This is a genomic window from Mesoterricola sp. MK458 (genome assembly GCF_055384935.1).
This window is the reverse complement of sequence record NZ_AP045075.1, coordinates 3,146,360-3,172,655: the sequence shown is the minus strand read 5'-3', so window position 1 is coordinate 3,172,655 and position 26,296 is coordinate 3,146,360. Positions and strand designations below refer to the sequence as shown.

Here is a 26,296-nt window from a genome sequence, read left to right as displayed (position 1 = left end):
GCATGGCCAGGATCCTTGTCACCGGTGGCTCCGGTCAGCTTGCATCCGCGATCATCAGGACTTGGAAGGGGGATGAACTGGTGGTCCCCGACGAGGCGGATCTTGACCTTAGTCGTCCCGATTCGATTCAGAATATGGTCGCGCAAATACGTCCCCAAGTTGTTATAAATGCTGGAGCTCTCACAGTCGTCGACCGTTGCGAAACGGAGGTGGCCTTGGCGAACCGGATCAATGGCCAAGCGGTGGGTTGGCTAGCGGAGGCATGCTCCGAAGTCGGGGCGCTCCTGGTTCAGATCAGCACGGATTACGTGTTTGATGGTAAAAGCCCTAACCCTTACCGAGAAACCGATGAGCCTAACCCCCAGTCAGCATATGGGCGGTCCAAGTTGCTTGGTGAGCAGGAGGCTGTTCGCGCTCCCGAACATCTCATTGTGCGAACTGCTTGGCTCTTCGATGCCTGGGGAAAGAATTTCTATCGGACGATGCTGAATGCAGCCGAGCAGGGAAGAAACCTCAAGGTGGTTGCGGATCAGTTCGGGTGTCCAACCACTTGTCGGGCACTCGCTCGTCAACTCCAGGTCGCTGTCGGAGAAGGTTGGCGGGGTTTGGTCCACGGTACTTGCCGGGGAGAGACAAGCTGGTATGGCTTCGCAGCCGAGATTTTTCGCCAATCGGGCATTGAGGCTCGCCTGAGCCCCTGCACTACCGCCGATTTCCCGGTCCTTGCACCGCGCCCCGCAAATTCAGTTCTTGATGGATCACGGCGTTCGGAACTGGGGACGGACATCATGTGCACCTGGCAGGATGCCCTGACCGAGGTGATCCAGCATCCCGACTTGTAGAAGGATTACGAATGTCCGAATCCATCCTGATTACTGGAGGCGCCGGATTCATCGGCAGCAACCTCGTGCATCAATGGCATCGGGAGCACCCGGCAGACCGGATCCTGGTTCTAGATAAGCTCACCTATGCTGCCGACCCTACCCAGATCGCCGGGCTCGAGGGCGTGGATTTGGTCGTGGGGGATATCCAGAACCTGGAACTCATTCGCCACCTCCTTGAGCGTCATCATGTGAGCAAGGTATTCCACCTGGCAGCAGAAAGCCATGTGGATCGCAGCATCACGGGGCCTGCAGCCTTCATTCAGGCGAACATCGTAGGGACGTTCACAATGCTGGAGGCCGCGCGCCAGGTTTGGGCGGGTCAGAAGGAGTGCCGATTCCTCCACATCAGCACGGACGAAGTTTACGGATCACTCGGAGAGACTGGCAAGTTTCACGAGAAAATGGCCTACGCGCCGAACAGCCCTTACAGTGCCAGCAAGGCAGGCAGCGACCACCTCGTCCAGGCGTACCATCACACTTATGGGCTAAATACGGTCCTGACTAACTGTTCCAATAATTATGGCCCCCGGCAGCACCCCGAGAAGCTGATCCCCCTTGCGATAACCCGCATGGCCAAGGGCGAGCCCATTCCCATTTATGGAGACGGCCTTAACATTAGAGACTGGCTATTTGTGGAAGACCATTGCACTGCTTTGGCGCTGGTCATGAAAAATGGGCAGGCGGGAGAATCCTATTGCGTGGGTGGGGACAATGAGCAGACCAACCTCGCTCTTGTGGACCTCCTTTGCGATCTTGTAGATCGGCAACTAGGCCGGCCTTCCGGGACGAGCCGAAATCTAAAGACTTTCGTACAAGATCGTGCCGGACACGATCGCAGGTACGGCATCGACGCTAGCAAGATCCACAACCAACTGGGCTGGGTCCCGGCCACCGGATTTGCAAAGGGTTTGGAAGCGACGGTCGAATGGTATCTAGGCCGGTAGCCTATCCCAGTGAACCTTCAATCCTTAATAACGAACAACCAAATCGCGCAAAGGAATTTCCATGGCTGAAGTTAAAAAGGCTCTAATAACCGGCATCACCGGGCAGGATGGAAGCTATCTCGCAGAGTTCCTCTTGGGCAAAGGCTATGAGGTTCACGGTATCATGCGTCGGGCTTCGACCTTCAATACCAGTCGCATTGATCATCTCCATATGGGACCTCAGGCGAACCCCAACTTTCATTTGCACTATGGTGACTTGGCAGACACTGGGTCGCTCCGCGACGCGCTGGACCAGGTTCTGCCCGACGAGGTGTACAACCTTGGTGCCCAAAGCCACGTGCGCATAAGCTTCGACCAACCGGAATACACAATGGATACCACCGGCACCGGGGTGCTGCGGCTGCTTGAATCAATCCGGAATTACCAAAAGCATGGCGGAAGGCCTGTTCGCTTCTACCAGGCTGGGTCCAGCGAGATGTTCGGTTCTGCCAAGCCCCGGCAGCATGAGGGAACTCGTTTCGAGCCCAGGTCCCCCTATGCATGCGCAAAGGTGGCAGCTCACTACCAGGTGATCAACTACCGGGAAAGCTATGGGCTCTTTCTTTGCAATGGCATCCTTTTTAATCACGAAAGCCCAAGGCGGGGCGAGAATTTTGTGACCCGAAAGATCACCCTAGGTGCTGCCCGAATCAAGAAGGGTCTGCAGAAAAAACTAGTGCTGGGCAACCTGGAGGCCAAGCGGGACTGGGGGTTTGCTGGGGATTATGTTCAGGCCATGTGGCAGATGCTGCAAGCTGACAAGCCGGACGATTATGTCATTGCCACCGGCATCTCGATCTCGATCCGGGATTTCCTCGACCTGGTCTTCTCTCAGCTAGACCTGGACTGGCATGAGTTCGTTGAGATCGACCCGCGCTTCTTCCGTCCCGCTGAGGTGGACCACCTGGAGGGGGACTCCAGCAAGGCCCAGCGGCTCCTTAATTGGAGACCCGCAATGGATGTCAAATCTCTTGTCGCCAAAATGCTGGACAATGACCTCCGATTGGCAGAGCAAGAGCAGGTCATCCGGGATGCTACCAGTTCAGGGCTGATCCGCAGTGAGAAGGTGCGGGCCTGAGGTTCAAAGCACCATGGATGCTTCGAAGATGATTCCAGGGGATCGTGTATGGCAGTGATCGGCTCGGCCCTGCTTGTCAGGCTTGCCCGCCTTCGGTCCCTAATCCGGTTGACCCCATTCGACCCCTCCACGGAGGAAGGACGATCGAACGAGCGTTACCGAAAGATCGTTCTGAACGCTGCAACGAACCTTTTGGCCCGGGGAACCAACATGCTGGTCGGGCTTGTGTCGGTGCCGCTCGTTCTGTCCTACGTGGGCAAGGATCTATTCGGGTTTTGGGCTGCGATCACTTCCTTCGTGACCTGGGTGAGCCTTTTTGATTTTGGTTTGGTCAACGGTTTGGTGAATGTCATCTCCGAAGCCAATGGTCGGGACGACCGGAGGACGGCCCAGGCCTGTGTCTCGACCGCCTTTTTTATCCTTGCCACGATAATGGTCGTGGGAATCGTCGCGGTCCTGATTTTGGCACCCACCGTTGGTTGGGCCCAGGCCTTCGGGGTGAGTGGCCGGTTGGACAGTTCGTACGTCAAGTGGTGCGTCCTCGCTGCCCTACTTCCGATCCTTGCAGGTTTGCCGCTGTCCATCGTTCGCCAAATCTATACGGGTTACCAGAAAGCCTACCTTGGGAACATTTTCATGATCCTGGGGTCCATCGCTACTCTGGGGGGAATGTACGCTTCCCTCAAGGTGGGACTTAGCCTTCCATGGTTAATTCTGGTTTTTACCGGCTGCAACATTGTTTTCGTGCTTTTCAACTTCTGTTACTTAGTGATTTGGGAAATGCCCTGGCTGAAGCCAGGTTTCCGGTACATCTCCCGACCTGCCATTCGCCGGCTTATGGCGAGCTCCACCCCAATCTTCCTCTACCAAATAGGGGCCCTGCTGGTGAACAATTCCCAACCGATGGTCATGCTTCACTACACCAACCTGACCACGGTTGCGGACTATTCCATCATCATCAAGCTCCAGGTCGTTCTTTCAGGGGTTCTGTTGTGGAGCACCAACTCCTTTATCCCTACGTTTCGGGAGGCAAGGGAGCGAGGTGACTTTGCGTGGATGCGGTTGAGCTTCAGACGAATGGTAACGCTTCGGATGGTGCTTGCCATTCTGGTCTCACTCGTGCTTTTCGTCCTGGGAAACCGCCTGATCACCCTGTGGCTCCGGCAGAACTCGGTGCATTTCGGATCCGCTGTTTGGCTTGCAATGAGCATCTCCATTATCGGGGCCGCATGGGTCAGCGCCTATGGGGATTTCCTGACCGTAATGGATATCATTTGGGTCCAAGTTGTTATGGTCATCCTAAATGGCCTTGGGACCGCCATCTTCACAATCCTTCTTGCCCCGAGGTTTGGGGTGCTCGGTGCCATCATTGCCGTCAGTCTCGTGAACGTGGCCATCATAAGTTGGGTGGTGCCACTTATCGCCAAGCCGGTCCTTTGGGCTGATCTCCGCATGAAAGAAAGGGTGAACCTATGATCCGGATTCCTGTTGCCATTCCCGACCTGAAGGGGAACGAAGAGAAATACGTCAGTGAGGCTGTCCGAAGCACTTGGATCTCTTCGTCAGGGCCGTTTGTTGAGAGGTTTGAAAAGGAGTTCGCCACCCTTTGCGAGACTCGCTCGGCGGTCAGCGTTGCCAACGGGACCGTGGCCTTGCATGTGGCGCTCCTGGCCCTTGGCGTGCGCCCGGGGGACGAGGTAATTGTGCCGTCTCTGACCTACATCGCCACCGCAAATGCGGTGCGTTATGTGGGGGCAGAACCCGTGTTTATTGATGTTGACCCGGCAACCTGGTGTCTGGATCCGGGAAAGATAGAGGCAGCCATCACCCAGCGGACCCGGGGCATCATTCCGGTCCATCTTTATGGGCACCCAGCAGACATGGACGCCATCAACCACATTGCGGCCGTGCACGGCCTTTGGGTCCTGGAGGACGCGGCTGAGGCCACCCTGGCTCGCTATAAAGGTAAGGCAGTGGGTGGTTTGGCTTCCATGGCGACCTTTTCCTTTTTCGGCAATAAGATCTTTACCAGCGGGGAAGGTGGCGCAGTGACGCTTAACGATCCCCAACTTGAAACCCGCCTACGGCTCCTCAAGGGCCAAGGGGTAGATCCAACCCGGAGGTATTTCTTCCCAATCACTGGATACAACTTCAGGTTGACGAACATTGCCTGCGCCTTGTTGTGTGCTCAGTTGGAACGTCGGGAGGAGATCATCGGGCGGCGCAAGGAGATCTATGCGGCGTACGAGAATCGGTTGGCCGGAATTCCGGGAATCGGATTCCAGCCGGTTGCACCATGGGCAGAAGTGGCTCAATGGCTGTTTTGCATCACGGTATCGGAAGAGGCGTTTGGCTGCTCCCGGGAAACCTTAATGGCCGAACTTGCGGATGCGGGAGTTGATTCTCGGCCCTTCTTCGTACCGCTCCACCGACTCCCCCCTTTCCAGCGGGAAAGCCTTAGTCGTGGCGAGAACCTCCCCGTGACGGACCACCTAAGCCAGATCGGCCTCAATCTTCCTACCTACACGGGCCTAAAAAATGAGGACATTCGTTTCATCACTGACACGATTCGGCAGATCAAAGAAAGATATTAGTCATTTCTTGGGCCTAAACAGAAACTGAATCGGCACCCCTATGGCGGAAGCGCCGGGGGGGATGGATCGGTTGGCGAAGGACGACGCGCCCAAAGTCGCCCAAGCGCCGATTTGCACGCGGGGGGCAGCGACACAATTCGACCCAAGCATGGCGCCCTCTTCCGCTCTGACCCAACCTGAAATACGGGCACCGGGGCAGGCCTGAGAGAAGTCGCCCAGGTCAGAATCGTGGCCGATGGAGCATCCGTGGTTGATGATCACATGGCGCCCCAGCTTTGCACCGGGGGAAAGGATGCTGCCCGCACCTACATAAGTGCCGGCACCGATGGTCACCTCCGGAGCCACGATCACGGATGGGTCAACAACAGTGAACGGAATCAGACCCAGGTCCTCGCAAAACTCACAGGCTTTCTTGCGTCGTTTGTTGTCCCCGATGGCGCAGATGAAATGTGTGGGGGTGTCGGCCCTCCCGTCTAAAATTTCCGCTCGCTCTACGCCCAAATAGGGAAGGCCATCGACGACTGACTCCTGGTCAGGAGAGGGCAAGTCGGTAAAGCCGACAAATTCCGCTGTCCAGTTCTGAGACAAAGCCTGGGCACGCCTTGAAGCCCAAAGGACTTCCCTCCCGAATCTTCCGAACCCGACCAGGATCACCCTTTCGTTGGCCATGGAGGCAGCTCCTTTATGTTTGAATAAAAATTAGCCCGGAGACGGCAACGGTGCTCATTGAGAGATATCTTGAATGAATCTCACCGCCGGCGGGTTCAGCGTCAAAGGCTCAATGCGGTATACGACCCCCTCCTTCCCCTGGAGGGGGGTCCCGGAGAAGCCCATATCTGTAAACAGGTTGGCAACCATTGCGTTCTTCGCGGTTGGGAGGAAGAGTCCGTCGATTCGAGTTATACCGCGCTCTCGGGCGGCCCCCAAGAGTGCGTTGAACATGAATTGCTCCAATTGGCGCCCAATAACCCGGCAACTCATCAGCCAGGTGTCAAGTTCCCAGACGCTGTCTTCCTTGGGGTGCGGGGTTGCGATCATAATCCCTACCAACCCGTTATCATCGAATTTGTCCTTCAGCCTAAAATAGTGGGTCCAGCCCGCCGGGTCGACCATCATTTGGCGCACATGGGCCTCTGAATGGCGCCTTGTGGTGAGGTTGAACTGATTTGTTTTCCCGATTAGTTGCACGATCCGGGGTAGCCAGTGCTCGTCGAAAGGGCCGTGTTCACAAGTCATGGCAAGACCGGCCAGGAAAGAATCAAGAGATCCTTGGTCGGACCGGAAAGCTTCCCGCTCCAGATTTTTCAGATAGTTGCGACTCCTCTCCAGATCCTCACTGGAGAGCGAGTCCGCATCGAAATAACCGGTGCCGTCAAGGATCTCGACGTAACAAGCGGGGTCGGACCCAATTTCAGGTACAGAAACCTCCGGTAATTCCTGCCTGACGAATGCTCGTTCTGTTGGGTTGTCGTCCACAAAAACGAAGCTGTCCAGCCCAAGATTCAGGCTTCTGGCCATGGCCCGGAGGTTGGCGGGCTTGTCCTGCCAGTTCGCAAAGAAGGCTGCGAAATCTTCCAGCTTCAGATGCATGGCTTCGTGCTGGAGGAAGGGAGCCTTCGCATCAGCCTCGTTATTTTTGGAACACACCCCTAGGAGGATCCCTCGTTCCTTCAACTGCGCTGCATAGCGCTGGAAGGCCAGATGAGCTTCTCCGGTTGCAGAGGGAGGGCCTACCTGGATTCCCTTTAGCCCTTCCTCGCCTATCACCCCGCCCCATAAAGTATTGTCCAAGTCCAGGACCAAAACTTTCTTTGTCAGACCAAGGCCGGCCCGGATTCGGGCGACAATGCCGTCCACAAAGGTCGGGAGTCCATTGGGAGCGGGGTACTGTTTCGCGAGGTGCCAGTAGCTGGCATCGGACCAAGCACGCTTGCCATACGAGGCGGCCAGATGGTCTAGGTTCAGGACAGACACATGATGGGTTCGAGCCTCTTCAAGGATCCTCTCATTAAGGTTCCTAATGACGGAAGCTCGGCCTCCAGGGAGGATATGGCTCAGGTGTCCCGCTGCGTCGATCGCCGGAATTTCGAAATTCGCCTGGATGATTCGAACTGGTACACGCGCGAGGATGGTTCGCCACACTTCCACCGTCTCGGCGGCCAATTCTTGGGCCCGGAGGTTCGGTTCCGCAACCAGGAAAGGAAGGTCTAGTTCTCGCCAAGTCGGCAGTAGAATCACCATTTCCGGACCAAATGCATAGAATGGTGATCCGGGATCAAGGATGGCTTGCCTGTAAGCGCCGTACGGTGGTGTGAATATGTCGGCCCAGATTCCTTCCCGAAACAGGCCCAGACGAAGGAGGGGGACCAGGAGATCGGTCGTATAGGGGTGCAGCACCGCGAGCTTCAGGGTCCGTGAACAACCATGGGCGGCAACATCTTTGAGCCGCATTAGCTGCTTGGCTGCGCGTGTAAGGAATGCGAAATCCCGAGAGCCCTGAATGGCTCTACGAAGGAGACCGCATGCTTCCGCTTTCCCACCCTGGGCTGCAAGAAGCCTAGCCAGGTCCAATAGGATGTGCCCCTGTTCCCCGCCCCCGGCCTCCTCCAACTTTCGGTAAAGTCGGGTGGCCTCCGGTAGATCTCGGCTCATTTCGTTGATTAGGGCTAATAGGTGAAGCCCCAGGGGTGCCCGCTCTATCACCTCCCGATGCAATGCCAGCTCTTTGGCGAAGCTGTGGGAGCCCAGGATACCCTTCGTCTCCAGGTGAGCAATTATTGCGGTCACAAGGCCCCTGTCGAGTCTTGGGTGGGCCTGGGCGAGTTCGGCTAGGAACGAAGCGGGGCCTCTGGAATGGCTATTGAGCATCCAGACTGCCACCTCGGGGGTCAGGCGTTCGGGGAAGGTCGTTGCGGGGCTGGAAGGATCGCCGTTCATGGGAAGGGCTCAGGCGCGGGCCTTGAGGGCGGCGAGGAAGTCGGCAACGCTACGGATGTGGGCCACCTCTTCGGTGGTGAAGCGCATCTCGAAAACCTCCTCCACTGCCAGGACGAGGTGCACCTGGGCGACGCTGTCCCATTCCGGAAGGGTGGCATGGGATGTCTCTGGGGTGATCACCAGGGTAGGGTCATCGAAGAATTCGCGGAAGATTGCCTGGAGTTTTTGGAGAGGGCTCATCGGCTGGGCTCCTTGATGGGGCGGGGGAGAATGGATGCCAAGGAAAGAGGCCCTTCGCCTGCTTCCACGAGTTCGGTGAGAAGGCCGGCGCGATCCATGAACCATGCGATGCACCGGCCACCAAAAGCAACTGCAGGGGTTGGACCCGAGAGCAACAACTGCCTTCCCTCACGTAGGTGGGCGATGGCCGCGGCGAGGCATGAAACCTCGTAGCAAAGGTGATGTAATCCCTCCCCGCGCTTGGCGAGTGCGTTGAAGAGCTTGCTTTGCTCATTCTCTGGCGCTACAAGTTCCAGCCAGTGCTGGGCATGGGGGAGACGAAGAAATCGTACCCGGGCCGTTTGAATGGGGTCATGGATGATTTCGCTTTCGATCTGGTACCCGTACCGGGTGAGCTGCACCTGGGTGGCGCTTTCAACGTCCTTCACGAGGAGGCCGATATGGTGAAGTTCATAGGTTGGTTGGGTCATAGGCACTTAATGAGCTGTGAGGCCGCCGTCTACCACCAGCGCCGTTCCGGTTATCCATCGGGCCCCAGGCGAAAGGAGGAACTCGGCTGCAGCAGCCACATCATCTGGGAGGCCGATGCCCAAAGGATGGTCCTTGCGGATGACCTCCTGCTGCTCCGGGGACAGTTTCTCCAGGAAGGAACGACTCTGGGGAGTATCCACTACCCCCGGCAGGATGACATTAACTCGAATCTTTCTCGCCGCGAATTCCGTGGCCGCAACCCGAGTTGCGGCTAACAATCCGGCCTTGGCGGTGGCGTAGGCGAATGAACCCGGACCACCCTGAAGGGCTGCGGCAGAGGAAATGAACACGACGCTGGCCCCGGACTTGGGGAAGGCGCGATGGGCAATGCCTTCCCGCAGAAGATACAGGGCGGACTTTAGGTGCGAGTCAAGCATCTCCTGAAACTGGCTCCCCGAAGTCACCTGAATAGGCCGGAGCCAGTGGATGCCCGCAAGGTGGACGATGCCTCCCAGTTGAATCCCTTGATTCCGGAGCCGGGCGAATAGGGCACTCACTGCGGCCTCGTCCGTTAGGTCGGAACACTCAACCTGGGCCCCGGGAACACCGGCTGCAACTTCATCCAAGGGGCCCGAATGCCGGCCCACCAGCACTAACTGCGTCCCGGAAGCACCTAGTCGCAGAGCGAGGGCCCTTCCGATCCCTGAGCCAGCGCCGGTCACGAGGGTCGCAAGCCTACCTGGCAATTGGGCTTCATTTGGCATAATCAACAAGTTCCATGTGTGAGGGGGCCATTCCGTCGGGCCACTTGATCGCAAGCACGCCCCAAGACAAGCCAACACCGAAAGAGGCCAGTAGGGTGCGGCTCCCAGGCTTAATTGCGCCCTGACGCCATGCTTCAGCCAGCAACATTGGGGTGGAAGCACCGCTGGCGTTTCCAACCTTGTCCATGAAGTAGAACCGCTTTTCAGGTGGCACCCTAAGCGATTTGTAGATCATATCCACCATCGTTCGATTTGCCTGGTGTAGCAAGACCAGATCAAAATCTTCCACGCTCATCGAATGCTTTTGAAGGCCAGCCTTGATGGCATCCGGAACCTTGTGGAGTGAAAAATGGAATACGGCAGGCCCATTCATATAAAGATGTTCCTGGCTGCGAACAATGCCAGATTCATCTTCGAATTCTTTGGCGGTCTCGACTGTTCTGGGATTTCTCCCCCCACCTGCTGGTATGACTAGGTGCTCCCAGCCAGTGCCATCAGTGCCAAGTTCAGCCCAGAGGATGCCGTTTCCCTCCTCGCAGGGTTCGATCAGGCTTACGACAGCAGCATCGCCATGGAGGGGGACGAGGCCCCGATCCTTGGGGTGGATCAGGGTTGTAATGGCCTCGGCGTTTATGACCAAGGCTTTACGGAATCCCCCCAATTCAACCATGGAGGAGGCCACGCGGGCCGCGTAGGGGAACGCGGAACAGCCCAGGTTCAGGTCAAAGGAAGCGCAGGTTTGCGGTAGGCCTAATCGGCCATGGAGTACGCAGGCCGTTGCGGGCAGTTGATAGTCTCCCGTCTGGGACGCGAAGATCAGGAGATCGATCTCAGAAGGGTCGATCCCACGAGCGTCCAGGAAGCGGCGCGCGGCGCAGAACCCGAGATCGGAAGCGGTCTGTCCAGGTTCAACTACTCGGCGTTCTTGGACGCCGGCCATCTTTACGATTGAGGCGATAGCTTTTTCTCCGAACCTGGATTCCAGATCGGCATTATTCAAGACTTTGGTGGGAAGGCAATAGTGCATGCCTGTAATGGTTGTGGCCAAGGGTGCACCTCGTGTCTAATCAATTCTCAAGTGTGCCGTAACGAGCGATCAGGTGTTCCACATCACCAATGGTTTTAAGAGCGGCGAGTTCTCCAGGCGAGCATACAACCTGGGCATCCTCTTCAAGTCTTACCATCAATGTCAAAGCGCAGACCGAATCGTAAGAGGGAAAATCATAAAGGCTGGTCTCCGGCAGAATCGCGTTCGTTTCCGTCTCTAGGAGATCTGCCATCATTTGAATAAATTCGTCTCGTTTCATTTTTTCTCCTGTTTTGAACGATTCGAGTTTGGGGGTTGGTCTTTTGGTTGGAATTTTAGGCAAAGTTGTTGGATTCTGTACGAATTTTCGGGGCTCGGTGCTAGGATCTTTGGAAGTCCATTTATTGAGTTCATCCGACCACGCTCAACCCTCTTGCCGTATATTGCATTCCACCGGACATTATACAGGGTGCATCTGGGTTCGTCGAACGCCATTGATGGAAGGTTGGACTTGGGGACCTCGTGTTCCGGGTTTCCGGGGTGGTCGGGGGAAATTTGCCATTGAAGGCAGAGGCGCCACGGGTTTCCGGTGCTTCGGAACGGCGTCGACTTGAAAATAGTTTCAAGAGTTGGTATTTTAACGGCAGTAGAGGAGTTGGAATTTACCTGTATCACGCATTATTTCCTTGAGTCACCGATGTGGGAAAGCGATTGGGGTTTGAAATGACAGGGCTTCGGGTATGCATTGATGCTCGGCTGATTGCGGGTACCGCAGGAGGCGTCGAGCAGTTCATTATTGGATTGGCCCAAGGCCTCTCCCGTCTTGAAGACGGCGAGGAGACATATCATTTCCTTGCCTATGAAGGAGCAGACGAGTGGATACTTCCTCACCTGAAGGGACCTTGCCGGGTTCTGCATGGGCCTTCGAGGCCGGTCGAAAAGGGGTGGATCAAGGCCTTTCGTAACCGTCTGCCATGGCTTCATGCCGTATGGAAGCGCATCTATCCGGTCTCGGAACGTTGGAGTGTCCGGCGATTGTGGTCAGATGGGACCATCGAGCGAGAAGGAATGGATATTATGCATCAGACGATCCCATATTCTTTCTTGACTCGAGTTCCTTCGATATATCATCCACACGATTTACAGCATATTAATCTTCCGCAAAATTTCTCTTTGTCCCAGCGTATCATGCGCGAAATCCTATTCCGCACATTTTGCTGGCGGGCCAACACGGTATCTGTGGCCTCAACGTGGGTGAAGCAGAATGTAATCGAGAATTACAAGCTACCCGAAGAAAAGGTGCAGGTGGTGCCGTTTGCACCGGTAATGGCGATGGGGGATCTTGGGCCCACGGAAGTTGAGGCCATTAAGGCTAAATTCAATTTCCCAGATGCTTTTATTTTTTACCCCGCCCAAACCTGGGTTCACAAGAATCACGTGCGCCTCTTGGAGGCTCTGAAAATATTACGCGATAAATATGGACTTATTGTCCCGTTTGTATCCACGGGCAGAAAATACGAACCTTACTTTCCGACTATTGAGGCCAAAGTCAAGGAGCTCGGATTGGAGGATCAGGTCCGGTTCTTGGGGCATGTCACGTTGGAGGAACTCAAGTACATATACATGGCCTGTCGGTGCGTGGTGATACCGACGCTGTCGGAGGCTGGTAGCTTCCCCCTCGGCGAAGCATTCCTTGCGGGTGCACCAGCGACCTGTTCCAACATCACCTCTCTTCCTGCTCAGGCTGGAGATGCTGCAGTCATCTTTGACCCATACAATTGTGATGAAATTGCGGAATCGATCCGAACCTTATGGACAAATCCCGAATTGTGCAAAGAGCTTGTGGTGCGGGGCCGCGAACGCATCAGCCAGTTTTCATGGGACAAAACGGCCCATTTATTTCGCGCACACTATCGAAGAATTGGTGGCCGGGACCTGACTGACGAAGATAGGAGGCTTTTGAGTGCCAAGCCCCTGCTATAAGAAATGACTGTCCTCGGAATTTTTTCCCTATTCGGAGCCCTGGTTCTGCTGGGTGCTCTGGCGGGTGTTATTCGCTATCGTACCCCCTTAAACCCTTTGACGTCTTTTTCGCTGATTGACGTAGGAATTTTTATATTATTTTCGGGAGTTGGTGCCCAGTATTTTCAGCTCGATCCACCTTATACGCCGGATGTGGTTGTGAAGACGGCCTGGATTTCCATCGCCTACTTCGCGGGGGGGGTTGCCCCATACGTCGTCCGAAATCGAATTTTTCGGAAAGCATACGAAAAATTCATGCATCGCCTTCGTCTCGACACCCCCATACTGCCTGATCATTTCTCCCCTGCCATCCTGTTGATCCTGGCAACTGGATGGCTGCTCTCATTTATGTCGCTTGCGGTGGTCGGCGGGGGAGGGCTTCTCTGGCTAACGAATACTCGCGAGGCTTATATTACTTACAGAAGCGGTGCGGGTCTCTTTTGGCTTTTGACGCAATGGTTTATTGTGGCGGCAGTGATCTATTATTTGTGGACTCGGCGGCCAAGAAGGGTGAAGCTGTTGGCTGCCGTAGCCTTGGCTTGTTTGGTTTCGTTTCTTACTGGCTCAAAAAATAATATTTTAATAGTTATAGTGTTGGCAGCGACCTATTATCATTTTCTGGTAAAGCGAGTGCCAATCTTGGTGTTCGGCATGCTTTTCGGGGTAATTGCAGTCGGAATTTTTGCGCTAATGGTGTTACAGGGCTCCTATGCTTCAATGGCCGACTCTCTCTCCTATTTTGGCGGGGGTGGGTATTTTGATACCACAGCACAGATAGTTGGACGGATGCCGGAGTTTGGATTTCAGTACGGCAAAGGTTTCCTGTCCTCTCTCTGGTTTTATGTGCCGCGTGCTCTGTATCCTGGCAAGCCCTATGAATATGGAGCGGTTCTATTCTATGGCACCCTTTTTCCCGGTGCGGCAGAGCAGGGCTACACTCCCGGGTACCTGGTTTGGACCTTAGACTACATGGATTTTGGCATCCTTGGAGTCTTCCTGTCTGGCTTCGTGCGTGGCACTTTTCAGCGAGCAGTGTTTGATTATTTCTTGGCCAACAAGAACCGATTCTTTGGATTCTTGGCAGTACTCCAATTCGCCCTCCTGCCTGTGTTTGTTTCAATGTCATTGGCGGTAACAGTGGTTTGGAGCATCGGGCTGCTAAACCTATTTTATCTTGTCAAAAGGACAAAATCGACCAACGGGGGCCCGGGCGGGGTATGCAACAATGGCTTGGTTGATTGATTAATGCGTTTTCTCCCGGGAAACCGGGTTTAGGGAGTTTGGCAATGGGACAAGGTTGTGTTTGTGTAACCGGTGGTTGTGGGTTCATCGGATCCCACCTCACCCGCCTGCTGAGAGAGGAGGGTTATCTGGTTCGTATCTTGGATAACCTTAGTCCTCAGGTCCATGGGAACATTCCTATCGTGGACGCGAGTCTCTTCGGAGACGACGGGGTCACGTTCACGCGAGCTGATATTTTTGACCGGAAGCAAAGGGCCCAGGTCCTTGATGGGGTTGACTATCTAGTCCACTTGGCTGCGGAAACAGGAACGGCCCAGTCGATGTACGAGATTGCTCACTACAACTCTGTTAACTCACAGGGGACCGCCGTTCTGCTGGATCACTTGGTTAATCAGAAGCATTCCATTAAGAAGGTCGTTCTCGCTTCTTCTCGATCGATTTATGGCGAAGGTGCGTACCGCTGCAAGATTTGCGGTGAAGTCACCCCAGAGTCCCGCACCGAGGACGCCATGGGGCGAGGCATTTGGGAACCAAACTGCCCGACTTGCATGGGCCCTTTGGAACTGCTGGCCACATCGGAATCCTCCAGGCCCAAGCCGGCATCAATTTATGCAGCGACCAAGCTGGCCCAAGAGGACCTGGTCCGGATCGCCTGTGGGGCCGTGGGCATCCCCTACGGAATTCTTCGCTTTCAAAACGTTTTCGGTGAAGGTCAGTCCTTGAAGAATCCGTACACGGGAATTCTCTCGATCTTTTCCACCCGCGTGCGCAGAGGAATCGATCTCCCCATTTTCGAGGATGGCCTTGAAAGCCGGGATTTTGTCCACGTGAAGGATGTGGCCAGGGCTATTCACCTTTGCATGAGTTCCGGGGCGGATGCCAATGGTGTGTTCAATGTGGGGTCAGGTATTCCAACGACGGTATTGGACGTGGCCCAGCGACTGATTGGAATTTTCAATAGTCCGTCGCGAATTCAAATCACTGGGCAATACCGGGTTGGGGATATTCGACATTGCTACGCAAACATTTCCGCTTTGGAGAAGGCAACCGGCTTCAAGCCTCAAATCAGCCTTTCGGAAGGTCTGGCGGCATTCGCTAAATGGGTGGAGGGCCAAGCCCTCCCAGAAGACGGATTGGACCGCGTAAATCAGATCCTGGTGGAAAAGGGATTGATGAAATGACATTTAATCAGTTGTTAAAGGCAGATGTAGAACGTCAGTTGTTCTACACCGGCCGACAGGGTAAGGCGGTGACGTTCCTTACGATGATTTCCGCGTGTCTCTCCCCCCGGTTCATCCCGGTTCTGCTGTTTAGGCTAGGGGCTTGGTGCGCCCAACATCATCTTCGACCAGTGGGGAAGCTGTTTTCTCTCCTGAATTTCACATTGTTTGGCCTGGAAATTGCGCTGGATTGTCAAATCGGTCCAGGCCTGTACTTTCCCCACACTTCCGGGACCGTGATCGGCGCCCGCCGAATCGGGGCGAACGCAGTCATCTACCATAACGTAACGATTGGAGCCAAGGTGCCCGACTTGGCCAACGATGGCTCTCTCAGGCCCGAATTGGGAGATGGCGTTTTTCTCGGAGCAGGCTGCAAAATATTAGGACCAATTGCCCTAGGCGATGGTGTGACGGTTGGGGCGAACGCCGTCGTCCTCAAATCGTTTCCGGCTGGCTGCCTTGTTGGCGGTATCCCGGCGTCGCTCCTGCGGGGACCCGATGTGTCTTGACCGGCCTGGGCTAAATGGGGTCAAAGGGTTGGAAGGCGCCAGGATCCTTCTGATTTCCCCTCGGTTTTTCGGATACGAGAAACGAATTCTCGAACGCCTTCGGGAACGCGGCGCCGAAGTTGAGTACGTGGACGACCGACCCGATAACAGCGTGCTTACCAAACTTTCAGTCAGGTTGGATTTAAGCTTCTTCAGGGCGAGGTTCGAAGCATATCATGAATCGGTGTTGAAGAACCTTCAGGGAAGAAAATTCGATCACATTCTTTTTATCGTTCCCGAGACCTGCTCAGTCGCTATTGTAAAAAAATATCAAGAGGCCTTCCCGGAGGCAAAAACTCGTCTCTACATGTGGGATTCCTTCGAGAACAAGGTTCGACTGAAGAAAAATGCAAAGTCGCTGGTCAAGATGTTTGATCAATGCTTCACTTTTGATCGGAAGGATTGTGAAGAATTTGGTATCCATTTTAGGCCGCTCTTTTTCTGTGGTAACACTGCTGAAGCCCCAAGGTCTGGGGCGGAATATGCATTCTCCTTCATTGGCACCATCCACAGTGACCGGTACCGGATTCTCAAGAGAGTCGCTGACCAGGCCAGAACCCTAGGCCAGACTTACTTCCTCTACCCATTCCTTCCGAGCTACCTGCACTACCTTCTCTATAAATGCACGAAGTGGGATGTATTCCGCACACCAAAGAACGTCTTCCAATTCTCCAGCCTTCCTTATGCAGAGGTGTTGCGGGTGATTGCGAATTCCATTGCGATTATCGATATTGAGCATCCTCGACAACGCGGGTTGACAATGCGGACCATCGAAGTCATTGCGTCTGGACGAAAGCTTATCACTACTAATTGCAATGTTAAGGATTACCGGTTCTATTCTCCAGACCGGGTCCTTGTAGTTGATCGAAAGGCCCCTGAACTTCCAAGATCGTTCTTCGATTCTCATGCAGATCCAGTGTGTAAATCATTTCTGTCTGCCTACAGTCTGGACGGCTGGATCGACGATGTATTTGGAGTCAATGGAAGCCAGCGCGAAGTATCGGATTTCTTATTTCATTAAAAGGGATGGGCCCGGGGGGATGTTTCCCCCCGGGCCCAAATCCTGGGTTGACTGTAAAACAGGTGGTTCGTCGGGTATTCGCTGGGTTGAATAGTATGCGGTTAAACCCTATGTATTGGTGGGGTTTTAGCGCATTTTATCTCTATTCAGCCATCAGCGCCTTCCGGCTCAGCTTGATCTTCCCGTTGGCATCAACCGCGATGCACTTGACCATGATCTCCTGACCTTCGGAGACCTCGTCGGCGGGGTTCTTCACGCGGTGGGGGGCCATCTCGGAAACGTGGAGCAGGCCGTCGAGACCGGGCAGGATGGTCACGAACGCGCCGAACTCCACCACCTTGGCCACCCGGCCCAGGTAGGTCTGGCCCACCTCGGCGGTCTGGATGAGGTCGCCGATCATCTTGAGGGCCACGGCCAGCTTCTCCTTGGTGGGGCCGGCGACCTGGCAGGAGCCGTCGTCGTCGATATTCACCTGGCAGCCGCTCACTTCGATGATGTTGCGGATGACGGCGCCGCCCTTGCCGATGACGTCGCGGATCTTTTCCTTGGGGAGCTGGATGGTGTGCATCTGGGGGGCATTGCCGGCGTATTCGGAGCGAGGGGCGGCGAGGACCGAGCCCATGGACTCCAGGAGCTCCAGGCGGCCCTTCTTGGCCTGGTCAAGCGCCTTGGTGAGGATCTCGGTGGTGATGCCGCCGATCTTGATGTCCATCTGGAGGGCGGTGATGCCCTTGGTGGTGCCGGCGACCTTGAAGTCCATGTCGCCGTAGTGGTCTTCCTGGCCGGCGATGTCGGTGAGGACCACGAACTTCTCGCCATCGCTCACCAGGCCCATGGCCACGCCGGCCACGGGGGCCGCCAGCTTGATGCCGGCGTCCATGAGCGCCAGGGTGCCGCCGCAGATGGTGGCCATGGAGCTGGAGCCGTTGCTCTCGGTGATCTCGGAGACCACGCGGAGGGTGTAGGGGTTCTCCTCCTTGGAGGGGAGCACCTGGAAGATGGAGCGCTCGGCGAGCATGCCGTGGCCGATTTCGCGGCGGCCGGGCCCACGGTTGGGCTTGCACTCGCCCACGGAGTAGCCGGGGAAGTTGTAGTGGAGGTAGAAGCGCTTCTCGTACTCCTCCTCGATGCCGTCGATGTGCTGAATGTCGTCCGCGGTGCCCAGGGTGGCGGTGACCAGGGCCTGGGTCTCGCCGCGGGTGAACAGGCAGGAGCCGTGGGCCGCGGGCAGGACGCCCACTTCGATGTTCAGGGGGCGGATCTGGTCGAACTTGCGGCCGTCGAGGCGCGCGCCCTGCTTGAGGATGGCGTTGCGGAAGAGGGTCTCCTTGAGGGTGTCGAAGCTCTCGACCACATCCTTCTTGAGCTCGGGCTTCTCCTTGGTGAGCTCGGCCACGGCTTCCTTCTTCAGGGCGTCAATGGCCTTGTAGCTGTCGATCTTGACCTTCATGGTCAGGGCGGCCAGCAGCTTCTCGGCATACTTGGAGGCCACGAGCTTGTAGACCTCCTCGTTGCGCTCGGCCTTGACGGCGACCATCTTGGTCTTGCCGACCTTGGCGCGGAGCTCCTTCTGGAGCTTCACGAGGGTCTTGATGTTGGCGTGGCCGAACTCCAGGGCCTTGACCATCTCGGCTTCCTGGAACTCGCTGGCGCCGCACTCGACCATCACCAGGGCGTCCTCGGTGCCGGCGACCAGGAGATCCAGGTCGGACTCGGGGCGCTGGCTGACGGTGGGGTTGATGACGAACTGGCCGTTGACGCGGCCCACGCGGACGCCGCCCACGGGGTTGTTGAAGGGGATCTCGGAGATGATCAGGGCCGCGGAGGCGCCGACCATGGCCAGGACGTCGGGCTGGTGGTCACCGTCGAAGCTGATGACCTGGGCCGTGATGACGGTGTCGCCGTTGTAGCCTTCCTCGAAGAGGGGGCGCAGGGGGCGGTCGATGAGGCGGGAGACCAGGGTTTCCTTGGTGGTCTGCTTGCCTTCGCGCTTGAAGAAGCCGCCGGGGATCTTGCCGGCGGAGAACACGGGCTCGCGGTAGTCGACGGTGAGGGGGAAGAAGTCGATGCCTTCCCGGGGTTCCGCGACGCACACGGCCACGAGGACCATCGTGTCGCCCTGGCGGACGATGACGGAGCCTGCAGCCTGCTTGGCGATGCGGCCGGTCTCGATGCTGATGGGGGTCCCGCCCAGGTCGATGCTGACGGTGGTGGGGTTGAATTTAAGGGCGTTCATGGATTCTCCTGGGAGCTCGGTCCCGAAGTGGCTCCCTGATTGCGATCCCTCCATGAAACCCTCCGCCGGAACATATGGGAGGAGGTGGGCTTCCTGCAGAGGTCGCTGCCGACGGGAGCGAACGGATCGGCACGTCAATCCTACCATATTGGGAAATAAGAGGCCCCCCTTCAATGCCTGGGGGTGGGTCAGGGCAGGTACCGGGCCTGTGTCGGAGAGGAGGTCGGACTCCCTCCCGCCGGCGAGGAGGGCTTTTACACCCCAGCTGGGTTTGCCTTTTGCTGGCCGGTTCCCAAATCCCCGTTCGAAAGGGCTCTGGCTGTTGCGCTGCCTGCGGATTGCCCGGTTAGGGTGCGCGGCGCCATTGCTGCATGAAACGAGGTGATTCCATCGCCATCCCAAAGGAAAAATAAGGGGTGGCAAGCGCGGCGCGCGGTCCTCTGCGCGAATGGAGTGGCCATTTTCTCAAGTATTTTTCGGTTCCCAATCTTGCGCGAACCGTAGGATTACCATACTTTCCACGAAGAACCACGGAGGTATGCATGATCATCCGGGCGGAATGGCCGGGCTATGTCATGGGGGTGCTCGTCTCCCCCGGCCAGGAGGTGGAGGAGGATGAGTCTCTAATGCTCCTGGAGGGGACCGACACCGGCCACACGCCCTTCTACGTGAGCGCGCCCGAGTCCGGCAAGATCAAGCGCATTCTCCTCGAGGAGGGGGATTTCGCCGAGGAGGACGACGAGTTGGTGGAGATGGCCGACATGGACTGAGGCAGGGCGCTCCCGGGGGTCCGTTCCTGTAAGATGGGAAGGTTCCTGGAGCCGCCCATGTCATTGCTGATCAAGAACGCACGCCTTGTCGATCCTTCCCAGCAGTGGGATGGCCCCGCCTCGCTCCTGGTGGTGGATGGCCGGGTTGCGGCGGTGGGCGAGAACCTGGTGGACCCCAGGACCGAAGGGGCGGACGTGGTCGACGCGGAGGGCCGGCTTCTGATTCCGGGCCTTGTGGACCTGCACGTGCACTTCCGGGAACCTGGGCAGACCGCCAAGGAGACCATTGAGACCGGGAGCAAGGCGGCGGTGGCCGGCGGTTTCACGGCCGTGTGCGCCATGGCCAACACCAAGCCCGTGAACGACTCGGTGGCCATCACGGAGATGATGCTGACCCGCGCCCGCAAGGCCGGCCTGTGCCGCTACTTCCCCCTGGGCACCGTCACCAAGGGCGCCGCAGGAGAGGAACTCACGGATTACGGCACCCTCAAGGCCTCCGGCTGCGTCGCCTTCAGTGACGATGGCCTGCCGGTGATGAACGCGGCGATCATGCGCCGGGCCCTGGAATACACGGCTTGGCTGGACATGCCCATCGTCGCCCACGAGGAGGACACGAACCTCGCCGCCAAGGGCTACATCAACGAGGGCGCGGTGAGCGCCTACCTGGGCTGCCTGGGCATCCCCGCCGCGGCCGAGGAGGCCATGGTCGCCCGGGACATCGTCCTCGCCGAGCACACCGGAGGCCATCTCCACCTGGCGCACCTGAGCACCAAGGGATCCCTGCGCCTGGTGCGCGAGGCGAAGGCCCGGGGGCTGAGGGTCACCTGTGAGGTGACGCCCCACCACTTCGCGCTCACGGACCGGGAACTGGCGAAGTTCGATTCGGACTTCAAGATGAATCCGCCCCTTCGCAGTCAGGCCGATCTCGAGGCGATCCTGGAGGCCCTGGCGGACGGCACCGTGGACGCCATCGCCACGGACCATGCGCCGCACACCTGGGACGACAAGGAGTGCGAGCTTCGCGATGCCTCCTTCGGCGTCATCGGGCTGGAGACGGCGCTGCCGCTCACCTTGGAGCTCCTGGTGGAGAGGAAGGTCATAACGCTTTCGCGGGCGGTGGACCTGCTTTCTTGCGGCCCGGCCCGGACCTTCCACCTGGACCGCCAGGGGCTCGGGAGCCTCAGGCCCGGTTCGGCCGCGGACTTCGCGCTGGTGGATCTGGACGGGAAGATCACCGTGGACCGCGCCTTCGTGCAGAGCCGGAGCTTCAACACGCCGTTCAAGGGGTGGACGTTGCCCGGGAAGGTCGTGGGAACCTGGGTCGGTGGTGTGAAGGTCTGGGGCTAGCTAGCGCGCACCCTGCCCGAAGATCACGACCCTGACGGTCTTGAGGACGATGTGGCCCCACATCCTCAAGGTCCGGTTCTCGATGAACATCAGGTCGAAGGAGAGCTTGATGCGGGTTCCGTCGATGGAATCCACGTAGCCCTGGGAAACCTGCGCGAGACCCGTGATGCCCGGCTTCACCTGGAACCTCTCGTTGTACCGGGGAATCTCCTTGAGGAAGGAATCCACGAAGGCCGATTGCTCAGGGCGGGGCCCCACCAAGGCCATGTTGCCCATGAGCACATTCCAGAACTGGGGGAGTTCGTCAATCCGGGTCCGCCGCAGGAACTGGCCTCCGGGGAGGATCCGGTCGTCTTCGTGGGCGCAGAATCGGGCGTGGCCGTGATGGTCATGCCGCATGGAGCGGATCTTGAAAATCCGGTAGGGCTTCCCATCCATGCCGATGCGGATCTGCGTGAAGATTGGGTTGCCCTGGTCCACCACCATGACGTAAAGCAGGCTCAGAAGGAGCACGGGCAGGGTGAGGATGAACAGGACCAGGGTCGCAAGCCAGTCGACAGAATAGATCAGATCCAGACTGGCCCTGGCGGGTTCGGCCTGGACGTCCTGGCGGGAAGGGGCGCAATCAACCCCGAGCCTTGAATAATCGAGGGCCAGGGCAATTTTGTTTTCTTCTGCGGGGGTCATTCGGAAACTCGAATTGGGTGGCCGATCGCTGGGATGGAGGATTCCATTCTTGAAAACCAGTCAACGGTCTCCTTCAGGCCATGCTGAAGGTCGGTGACGGGTTCCCAGTCTATTACTTTTTTTGCCAGGGAGGGGTCCAGGATGGACCTAATCTGCTCCCCCTGAATGGGAGGGAAATGGGAAATTCCGGGGTCCACAGGGAGGATTCCCCGAATGCGATCCGCCAATTGGAAGATGGACGTCTCGATTCCGGTGCCGAGGTTCATGACGCCCTGAGGCCGATGGTGGAGGATCAGGAGAGCGGCCCGGGCGAGGTCCTTGGCAAAGACGAAATCCCGGGTCTGCCGGCCGTCGCCGTTGATCCGGAGCGGCTTGCCCTTCAAACCTTGGCCGATGAGCACAGAAACCACCCCTGCCTCGCCACGACCGCCCTGCCGGGGGCCATAGACGTTGGAGAACCGCATCGAGCAGGAGGGAAGGCCCCGGTAGTGGTGAAAGGATGCGAGATATTTATCAACGCTAAGCTTTGCGACCCCATAGGGGGAGCATGGCCGCTCGGGGTGGCTCTCGTCCTGGGCGCCAGCCATGGGTTCCCCGTAGATGGCCCCACCGGACGAGGCGAAGGCGAAGTAGGCTAGCCCGTTCTGCATGCCAAGTTCCAGGAGTTTCAGGGTATTGATGATGTTCTGCTCGGCATCCAGGATGGGGTTGGCGGCGCTGACGCGCACATCGATCTGGGCTGCATAATGAAGGATCGCCTCAGGACGGAACCTTTGGATGATCCCCGCGGCTCGGTCGGACTCGATGGCCTCTTTCTCGAAACGGGCACCGGAGTTGAGGTTGCGTTCGGAACCGGAGGAGAGGTCGTCGATAACTAGGACATCCCGGCCCTGCTCAACGAGGGCATCGACAACATGGCTGCCGATGAATCCGGCGCCCCCGGTAACTAGGATGCGCTTCAAAAGGCCCCCTTGATAAAAATGTCAGAATCATTGCGGTCGCCGTGGAGCGACCTTCTGGCTTTACCTTGGTTCCATTTAGAGTGAAAAGGTTTAAACCGATTCTGCCTTCAGGAGGATCATATCGTACTTGGGGTCTGCATTGAAAAAAAATGGCTTACCTGCGCCACTTGGTCATGCACGAACAATATAAAATAAATGAAACAAGAGGCAAGTGGATTGTGTTTTAGATGGACAATGGGCTCAAGAGGCCATTGCAGGTGTTAAATTTATGGTACTAGGACACCTTTTGCGGAGCCAATTTGAAATCTAAATAAACATCACGTAACGGATCACGTTTGAATGAATAATCTCGAAGGTCGCGGTTTGAAGATGCGTTGCGGGTTCCTCACTTGATTGCATTCAGAATGAGCGCCAGGGGCGTGATCGCCTGGAGGTTCTCCTGCCAGGTCGTATCACGGCGCACCTTCTGGGGCACCAGGACCGCGTCGCCGGGCTCCACTTCGGAGCCCATGATGCTCCGGTCCAGGATCCGGCCGTCGGCCTTCAGGAGGCGGATGTTGGATTCGTCCGCGTTGCGGGTTAAGCCGCCGGCGACCTTGACCATGTCCCGCACCTTGAAGCCGGGGACCACGTGGTAGGACATGAAGGGGCTGGCGGTCTCGCCGATCACGTAGGCGGTTTCCGTGCGCCTGGGGACGATGATCTGGTCGCCGTCCTGGAGGTCCACATCCAGTTTGGTGTCGCCGGCCAGGATGCCGGGGACGTTCACCACCAGGCGGTCCAGGCTCCCGGTGCCGAGGCCGTGGAGGATGGGGGTCTTGAGGAGCACGCCCGTGGTGGGCTGGCGCTTGGTCTCGTTGAGGCGCTCGAGGATGTTGTTGATGCCGTTCAGCGCGGGGGCCTTGGTGTTGGCCCGCTGGGACTCCAGGCTGAAGGCGTCGGCGTTGGGGGTCGTCATGGGGCGCAGGAAGATGGAGCCCTGGGGCATGGCCTCGGCGGTGAGGCCGCCGGCGCGGGCCAGGACCTCCCGAAGGCCCGTCCGGGGCGAATCCAGTACGTACACGCCGGGCCGGGCCACCTGGCCGATGAGGGTCACGCTGCGGTGGGCACGGTAGTCGGGCTTGGCGTAGATGCTGATCTGGTCCTGGGGCCTGAGCACGGGGTTCACGGCCTCGTCGTCGAGGCGAACCGGGCTGGAGGTCTCATTCGACAGCAGGCGGGTCAGGTCCAGCTTCCGAACTTCGCTAGGCTTGCCCTCACGGGTGTGGGCCAGTTCCGCCACGAGGCGGTCGGCTTCGTTCAGGAGGACACCGGTCTGGAAGAGGAGGTCCGAGGCGCGCATGCCCTCGTGGAAGGGGAAGGTGCCGGGGCGGGAGACGGGGCCCCGCACCTGGACGGTCTGGGGAAGGCGGAGGTCGGTCACGCGGTAAAGCTCGATCTGGTCCCGGTCCTGCAGGGGCAGGTTGTGGTCGGGTTCGCCCGCCAGGGCCTTGGCCAGGTCGAAGGCCACATAGGTGGTCTTCTGGTCGGGCAGGGTGCGGACGATCTCGCCCCGGTGCATGTAGGTGTCCGGCAGGATCTGGGATTCCCGCCGGAGGAGGTCCCCAACGCGCAGGCCCTCGGACCGGGAGAATGTCCCGGGAACCCGGGCCCAGCCGGAAACGGTGACCGTCTTTTCCACGCGCTCCCGGCTGGCCAGGGCCGAAAGCACGTCGCCCCGGCGCAGTTCCACCTGGCCGGCCTTCGCAAGGGGGACGTCGGCGGCGTCCAGGACCCCACCCTTACCCATCCGGCGCAGGACGAGGCCGTCGTCGAAGGCCTGCAGCGCGAGGCCCCCGGCGAAACGCAGGGCCTGCTCGGCGGTTTCCCCCGGGAGCATCTCGAACTGCATGGAGGGGGCCTTCCCGTCGGTGTTCCAACGCACCAGCCAGCCGGGTAACCCGCTGTACTCCTGGGAATAGCCGTCGGCCAGGGCTTCCTGGTCGGTGAGCTCCTGGGTGCGCTGGTCGCCGCGGGCCTGGAGGGTGAGGCGATCCAGGCGCTTCCGGAGGAGCGTGAGCCGCTCGTTGATGAGGGTGCGTTCCGCCAGCGAGGGCTCCTGGTATCCCGTGGTCTGGGTCGGGACGGGGCCGACGGCCAGGGCCTGGCCGACCCCTTCGGCGCTAGCGCGTTCCTGGGCCATTTCCGGATCCAGCTCCTTGTTCTTCTGTTTCGCCTCGTCCTTGTCCTTGTCCTGTTCCTCGTCCGGGTCGAGTCCATCGATCCCCTGCCGCTCGCCCAGCAGCGCCTCGGCGTGCAGGCGGTTGGCGGATCCCTTGGGTCCCAGGCGGTATTCCTCGGCGGCGATCTGCTCCTTCAGGCGGGCGATCTCCTTGTCCTGGCGCGTCTTCACCTTCCGGGGTTCCAGGTCGCCGGTGGCGGCCACCACGCGGGTGAAGGCGCCCTCGAGGGTCACCGGGTTGAAGGCCAACGGCACGAACACGGTGTCGCCGCTCTGGAGTCCGAAGTTCATGTTCCCCAGGCCCTCGGCGCGCAGGGGGTAGAGGTCCACCTGGTGGACCACCTTGCCGCCCCGCATCACGCGGATCTGGCGGTAGCTGCCCGCGGCGGTGGGACCGCCCGCCAGGCCCAGGACATTGACGAGGCTGCTGAGGCTGGGCACGAGGTAGCCCCCGGGGCGGTACACCTCGCCCAGCACGAAGACCCGCACCTCCCTCAGTTTCACCACGGCGAGATCCACCGAGGTGCGGCTGAACTGTTGGGCCACCTTCGCCTGCACGGCGGAGCGGGCCTTGGCCAGGCTCATGCCGGCGACCTTGACCGTCCCGACCTTGGGCACCACCAGTTCCCCGCGGCCGTCCACCGTGGCCGGAAGCTCGAAGTTGGCGCTGCCGAAGGCGCTGATCTGGATCTGGTCGCCCGCGCCCAGGACGTAGTCCTCGGAAATGCCGCCCTCCGTGCCGGTGCTTGATGCCTGGCGGGTGGCGAACAGGTCCTCGGCGAAGCGCTTGGGACCCTTCTCCTTGGCTTTCGCGGCCCGGATCTCGGCCTGGATGCGGTCCTGCTCGGTCTGGGTGGGCCGCACGGGTTCAGGGGTCGTACGCGCCGCCGCGGTCCGGGGCGTGGCATCCGCCGCCGCGGCCCCTCCTGCCTGGGCAGCCGCTGCGGCCTGCCGGAGGCTCTGGAGGTCCGGAAGGCCGGGCTCCTGGGCCACCAGGGAGAGGGCCGTGAACATGATGCCTACGAGGGGGGGACGGACCATG

General features: G+C 58.4%; 23 protein-coding genes. 12 read left to right on the top strand and 11 right to left on the bottom strand.

All coding sequences use genetic code 11. The annotated features are described in order from the left end of the window. The first annotated feature begins 2 nt into the window (after positions 1-2). The 5 genes from rfbD (at position 3) to ACZ5LB_RS13795 (ending at position 5,539) form a co-directional block, all read left to right on the top strand. Positions 3-842 (top strand): dTDP-4-dehydrorhamnose reductase, encoded by an 840-nt coding sequence (gene rfbD, locus ACZ5LB_RS13815; RefSeq protein WP_464602794.1) that lies wholly within the window; start codon positions 3-5, stop codon positions 840-842. A gap of 11 nt (positions 843-853) precedes the next feature. After that, on the top strand, positions 854-1,828 hold the full coding sequence (rfbB, locus tag ACZ5LB_RS13810) for a dTDP-glucose 4,6-dehydratase (protein WP_464602793.1): 975 nt from the start codon (positions 854-856) through the stop codon (positions 1,826-1,828). Between the two features lie 61 nt (positions 1,829-1,889). Then, a complete protein-coding gene (gene gmd, locus ACZ5LB_RS13805; protein ID WP_464602792.1) occupies positions 1,890-2,945 on the top strand; it encodes a GDP-mannose 4,6-dehydratase in 1,056 nt (351 codons plus the stop codon). Between the two features lie 48 nt (positions 2,946-2,993). Beyond that, positions 2,994-4,421: a lipopolysaccharide biosynthesis protein gene (locus tag ACZ5LB_RS13800; protein WP_464602791.1), complete on the top strand. Its 1,428-nt coding sequence runs from the start codon at positions 2,994-2,996 to the stop codon at positions 4,419-4,421. Continuing rightward, positions 4,418-5,539 (top strand): DegT/DnrJ/EryC1/StrS family aminotransferase, encoded by a 1,122-nt coding sequence (locus ACZ5LB_RS13795; protein WP_464602790.1) that lies wholly within the window; start codon positions 4,418-4,420, stop codon positions 5,537-5,539. The genes ACZ5LB_RS13800 and ACZ5LB_RS13795 overlap by 4 nt, the downstream gene beginning before the upstream one ends. Here the strand turns inward: ACZ5LB_RS13795 and ACZ5LB_RS13790 are convergent, their stop codons facing one another. The 7 genes from ACZ5LB_RS13790 to ACZ5LB_RS13760 form a co-directional block, all read right to left on the bottom strand. Further along, positions 5,540-6,208, bottom strand: a complete 669-nt coding sequence (locus tag ACZ5LB_RS13790) for a PglD-related sugar-binding protein (RefSeq protein WP_464602789.1) — start codon at positions 6,206-6,208, stop codon at positions 5,540-5,542. A 54-nt stretch (positions 6,209-6,262) separates the two neighbouring features. After that, the gene (locus tag ACZ5LB_RS13785) at positions 6,263-7,990 is read right to left on the bottom strand and encodes an HAD-IIIC family phosphatase (protein WP_464602788.1); all 1,728 of its coding nucleotides are present in this window, start codon (positions 7,988-7,990) and stop codon (positions 6,263-6,265) included. A 495-nt stretch (positions 7,991-8,485) separates the two neighbouring features. Beyond that, positions 8,486-8,716, bottom strand: a complete 231-nt coding sequence (locus tag ACZ5LB_RS13780) for an acyl carrier protein (protein WP_464602787.1) — start codon at positions 8,714-8,716, stop codon at positions 8,486-8,488. Further along, the gene (locus tag ACZ5LB_RS13775) at positions 8,713-9,186 is read right to left on the bottom strand and encodes a VOC family protein (RefSeq protein WP_464602786.1); all 474 of its coding nucleotides are present in this window, start codon (positions 9,184-9,186) and stop codon (positions 8,713-8,715) included. Before ACZ5LB_RS13775 ends, ACZ5LB_RS13780 begins: the two co-directional genes overlap by 4 nt. Before the next feature lie 6 nt (positions 9,187-9,192). Then, the gene (locus tag ACZ5LB_RS13770; protein WP_464602785.1) at positions 9,193-9,951 is read right to left on the bottom strand and encodes an SDR family NAD(P)-dependent oxidoreductase; all 759 of its coding nucleotides are present in this window, start codon (positions 9,949-9,951) and stop codon (positions 9,193-9,195) included. Then, positions 9,941-10,999 carry a 3-oxoacyl-ACP synthase III family protein gene (locus tag ACZ5LB_RS13765; RefSeq protein WP_464602784.1) on the bottom strand — a complete coding sequence of 353 codons (1,059 nt, stop codon included), beginning with the start codon at positions 10,997-10,999 and terminating at the stop codon, positions 9,941-9,943. The genes ACZ5LB_RS13770 and ACZ5LB_RS13765 overlap by 11 nt, the downstream gene beginning before the upstream one ends. 19 nt (positions 11,000-11,018) lie before the next feature. Continuing rightward, positions 11,019-11,258, bottom strand: coding sequence for an acyl carrier protein (locus ACZ5LB_RS13760; protein WP_464602783.1), 240 nt, complete (start codon positions 11,256-11,258; stop codon positions 11,019-11,021). A 443-nt stretch (positions 11,259-11,701) separates the two neighbouring features. On the opposite strand from ACZ5LB_RS13760, the gene ACZ5LB_RS13755 reads away from it, so the two are divergent. Genes ACZ5LB_RS13755 through ACZ5LB_RS13735 form a run of 5 tightly spaced genes read left to right on the top strand, consistent with a single transcriptional unit; the run spans position 11,702 to position 17,031 of the window. After that, the gene (locus ACZ5LB_RS13755) at positions 11,702-12,961 is read left to right on the top strand and encodes a glycosyltransferase family 4 protein (RefSeq protein ID WP_464602782.1); all 1,260 of its coding nucleotides are present in this window, start codon (positions 11,702-11,704) and stop codon (positions 12,959-12,961) included. Positions 12,962-12,964: 3 nt separating this feature from the next. After that, the gene (locus ACZ5LB_RS13750; protein WP_464602781.1) at positions 12,965-14,242 is read left to right on the top strand and encodes a hypothetical protein; all 1,278 of its coding nucleotides are present in this window, start codon (positions 12,965-12,967) and stop codon (positions 14,240-14,242) included. A 44-nt stretch (positions 14,243-14,286) separates the two neighbouring features. Then, positions 14,287-15,423, top strand: coding sequence for an NAD-dependent epimerase/dehydratase family protein (locus ACZ5LB_RS13745; protein WP_464602780.1), 1,137 nt, complete (start codon positions 14,287-14,289; stop codon positions 15,421-15,423). Continuing rightward, positions 15,342-15,971 (top strand): serine O-acetyltransferase, encoded by a 630-nt coding sequence (locus ACZ5LB_RS13740; RefSeq protein ID WP_464602779.1) that lies wholly within the window; start codon positions 15,342-15,344, stop codon positions 15,969-15,971. Before ACZ5LB_RS13745 ends, ACZ5LB_RS13740 begins: the two co-directional genes overlap by 82 nt. Further along, on the top strand, positions 15,961-17,031 hold the full coding sequence (locus ACZ5LB_RS13735; protein WP_464602778.1) for a WaaS/CpsH family glycosyltransferase: 1,071 nt from the start codon (positions 15,961-15,963) through the stop codon (positions 17,029-17,031). The genes ACZ5LB_RS13740 and ACZ5LB_RS13735 overlap by 11 nt, the downstream gene beginning before the upstream one ends. A gap of 142 nt (positions 17,032-17,173) precedes the next feature. On the opposite strand, the gene pnp is transcribed toward ACZ5LB_RS13735, so the two are convergent. Beyond that, positions 17,174-19,267, bottom strand: a complete 2,094-nt coding sequence (gene pnp / locus ACZ5LB_RS13730) for a polyribonucleotide nucleotidyltransferase (protein WP_464602777.1) — start codon at positions 19,265-19,267, stop codon at positions 17,174-17,176. A gap of 542 nt (positions 19,268-19,809) precedes the next feature. Between pnp and ACZ5LB_RS13725 the strand changes: the two genes are divergently transcribed. Further along, on the top strand, positions 19,810-20,037 hold the full coding sequence (locus ACZ5LB_RS13725) for an acyl-CoA carboxylase biotin carboxyl carrier protein subunit (RefSeq protein ID WP_464602776.1): 228 nt from the start codon (positions 19,810-19,812) through the stop codon (positions 20,035-20,037). Positions 20,038-20,094: 57 nt separating this feature from the next. Further along, complete coding sequence (locus tag ACZ5LB_RS13720; protein WP_464602775.1) at positions 20,095-21,384, top strand: dihydroorotase; 1,290 nt, start codon at positions 20,095-20,097, stop codon at positions 21,382-21,384. Here the strand turns inward: ACZ5LB_RS13720 and ACZ5LB_RS13715 are convergent, their stop codons facing one another. The 3 genes from ACZ5LB_RS13715 to ACZ5LB_RS13705 form a co-directional block, all read right to left on the bottom strand. Then, positions 21,385-22,071, bottom strand: a complete 687-nt coding sequence (locus tag ACZ5LB_RS13715; protein ID WP_464602774.1) for a sugar transferase — start codon at positions 22,069-22,071, stop codon at positions 21,385-21,387. Continuing rightward, positions 22,068-23,033: an NAD-dependent epimerase/dehydratase family protein gene (locus ACZ5LB_RS13710; RefSeq protein WP_464602773.1), complete on the bottom strand. Its 966-nt coding sequence runs from the start codon at positions 23,031-23,033 to the stop codon at positions 22,068-22,070. The genes ACZ5LB_RS13715 and ACZ5LB_RS13710 overlap by 4 nt, the downstream gene beginning before the upstream one ends. 385 nt (positions 23,034-23,418) lie before the next feature. Continuing rightward, entirely contained in the window at positions 23,419-26,295 is a 2,877-nt protein-coding gene (locus ACZ5LB_RS13705) for a polysaccharide biosynthesis/export family protein (RefSeq protein WP_464602772.1), read from the bottom strand. Position 26,296 lies beyond the last annotated feature (1 nt).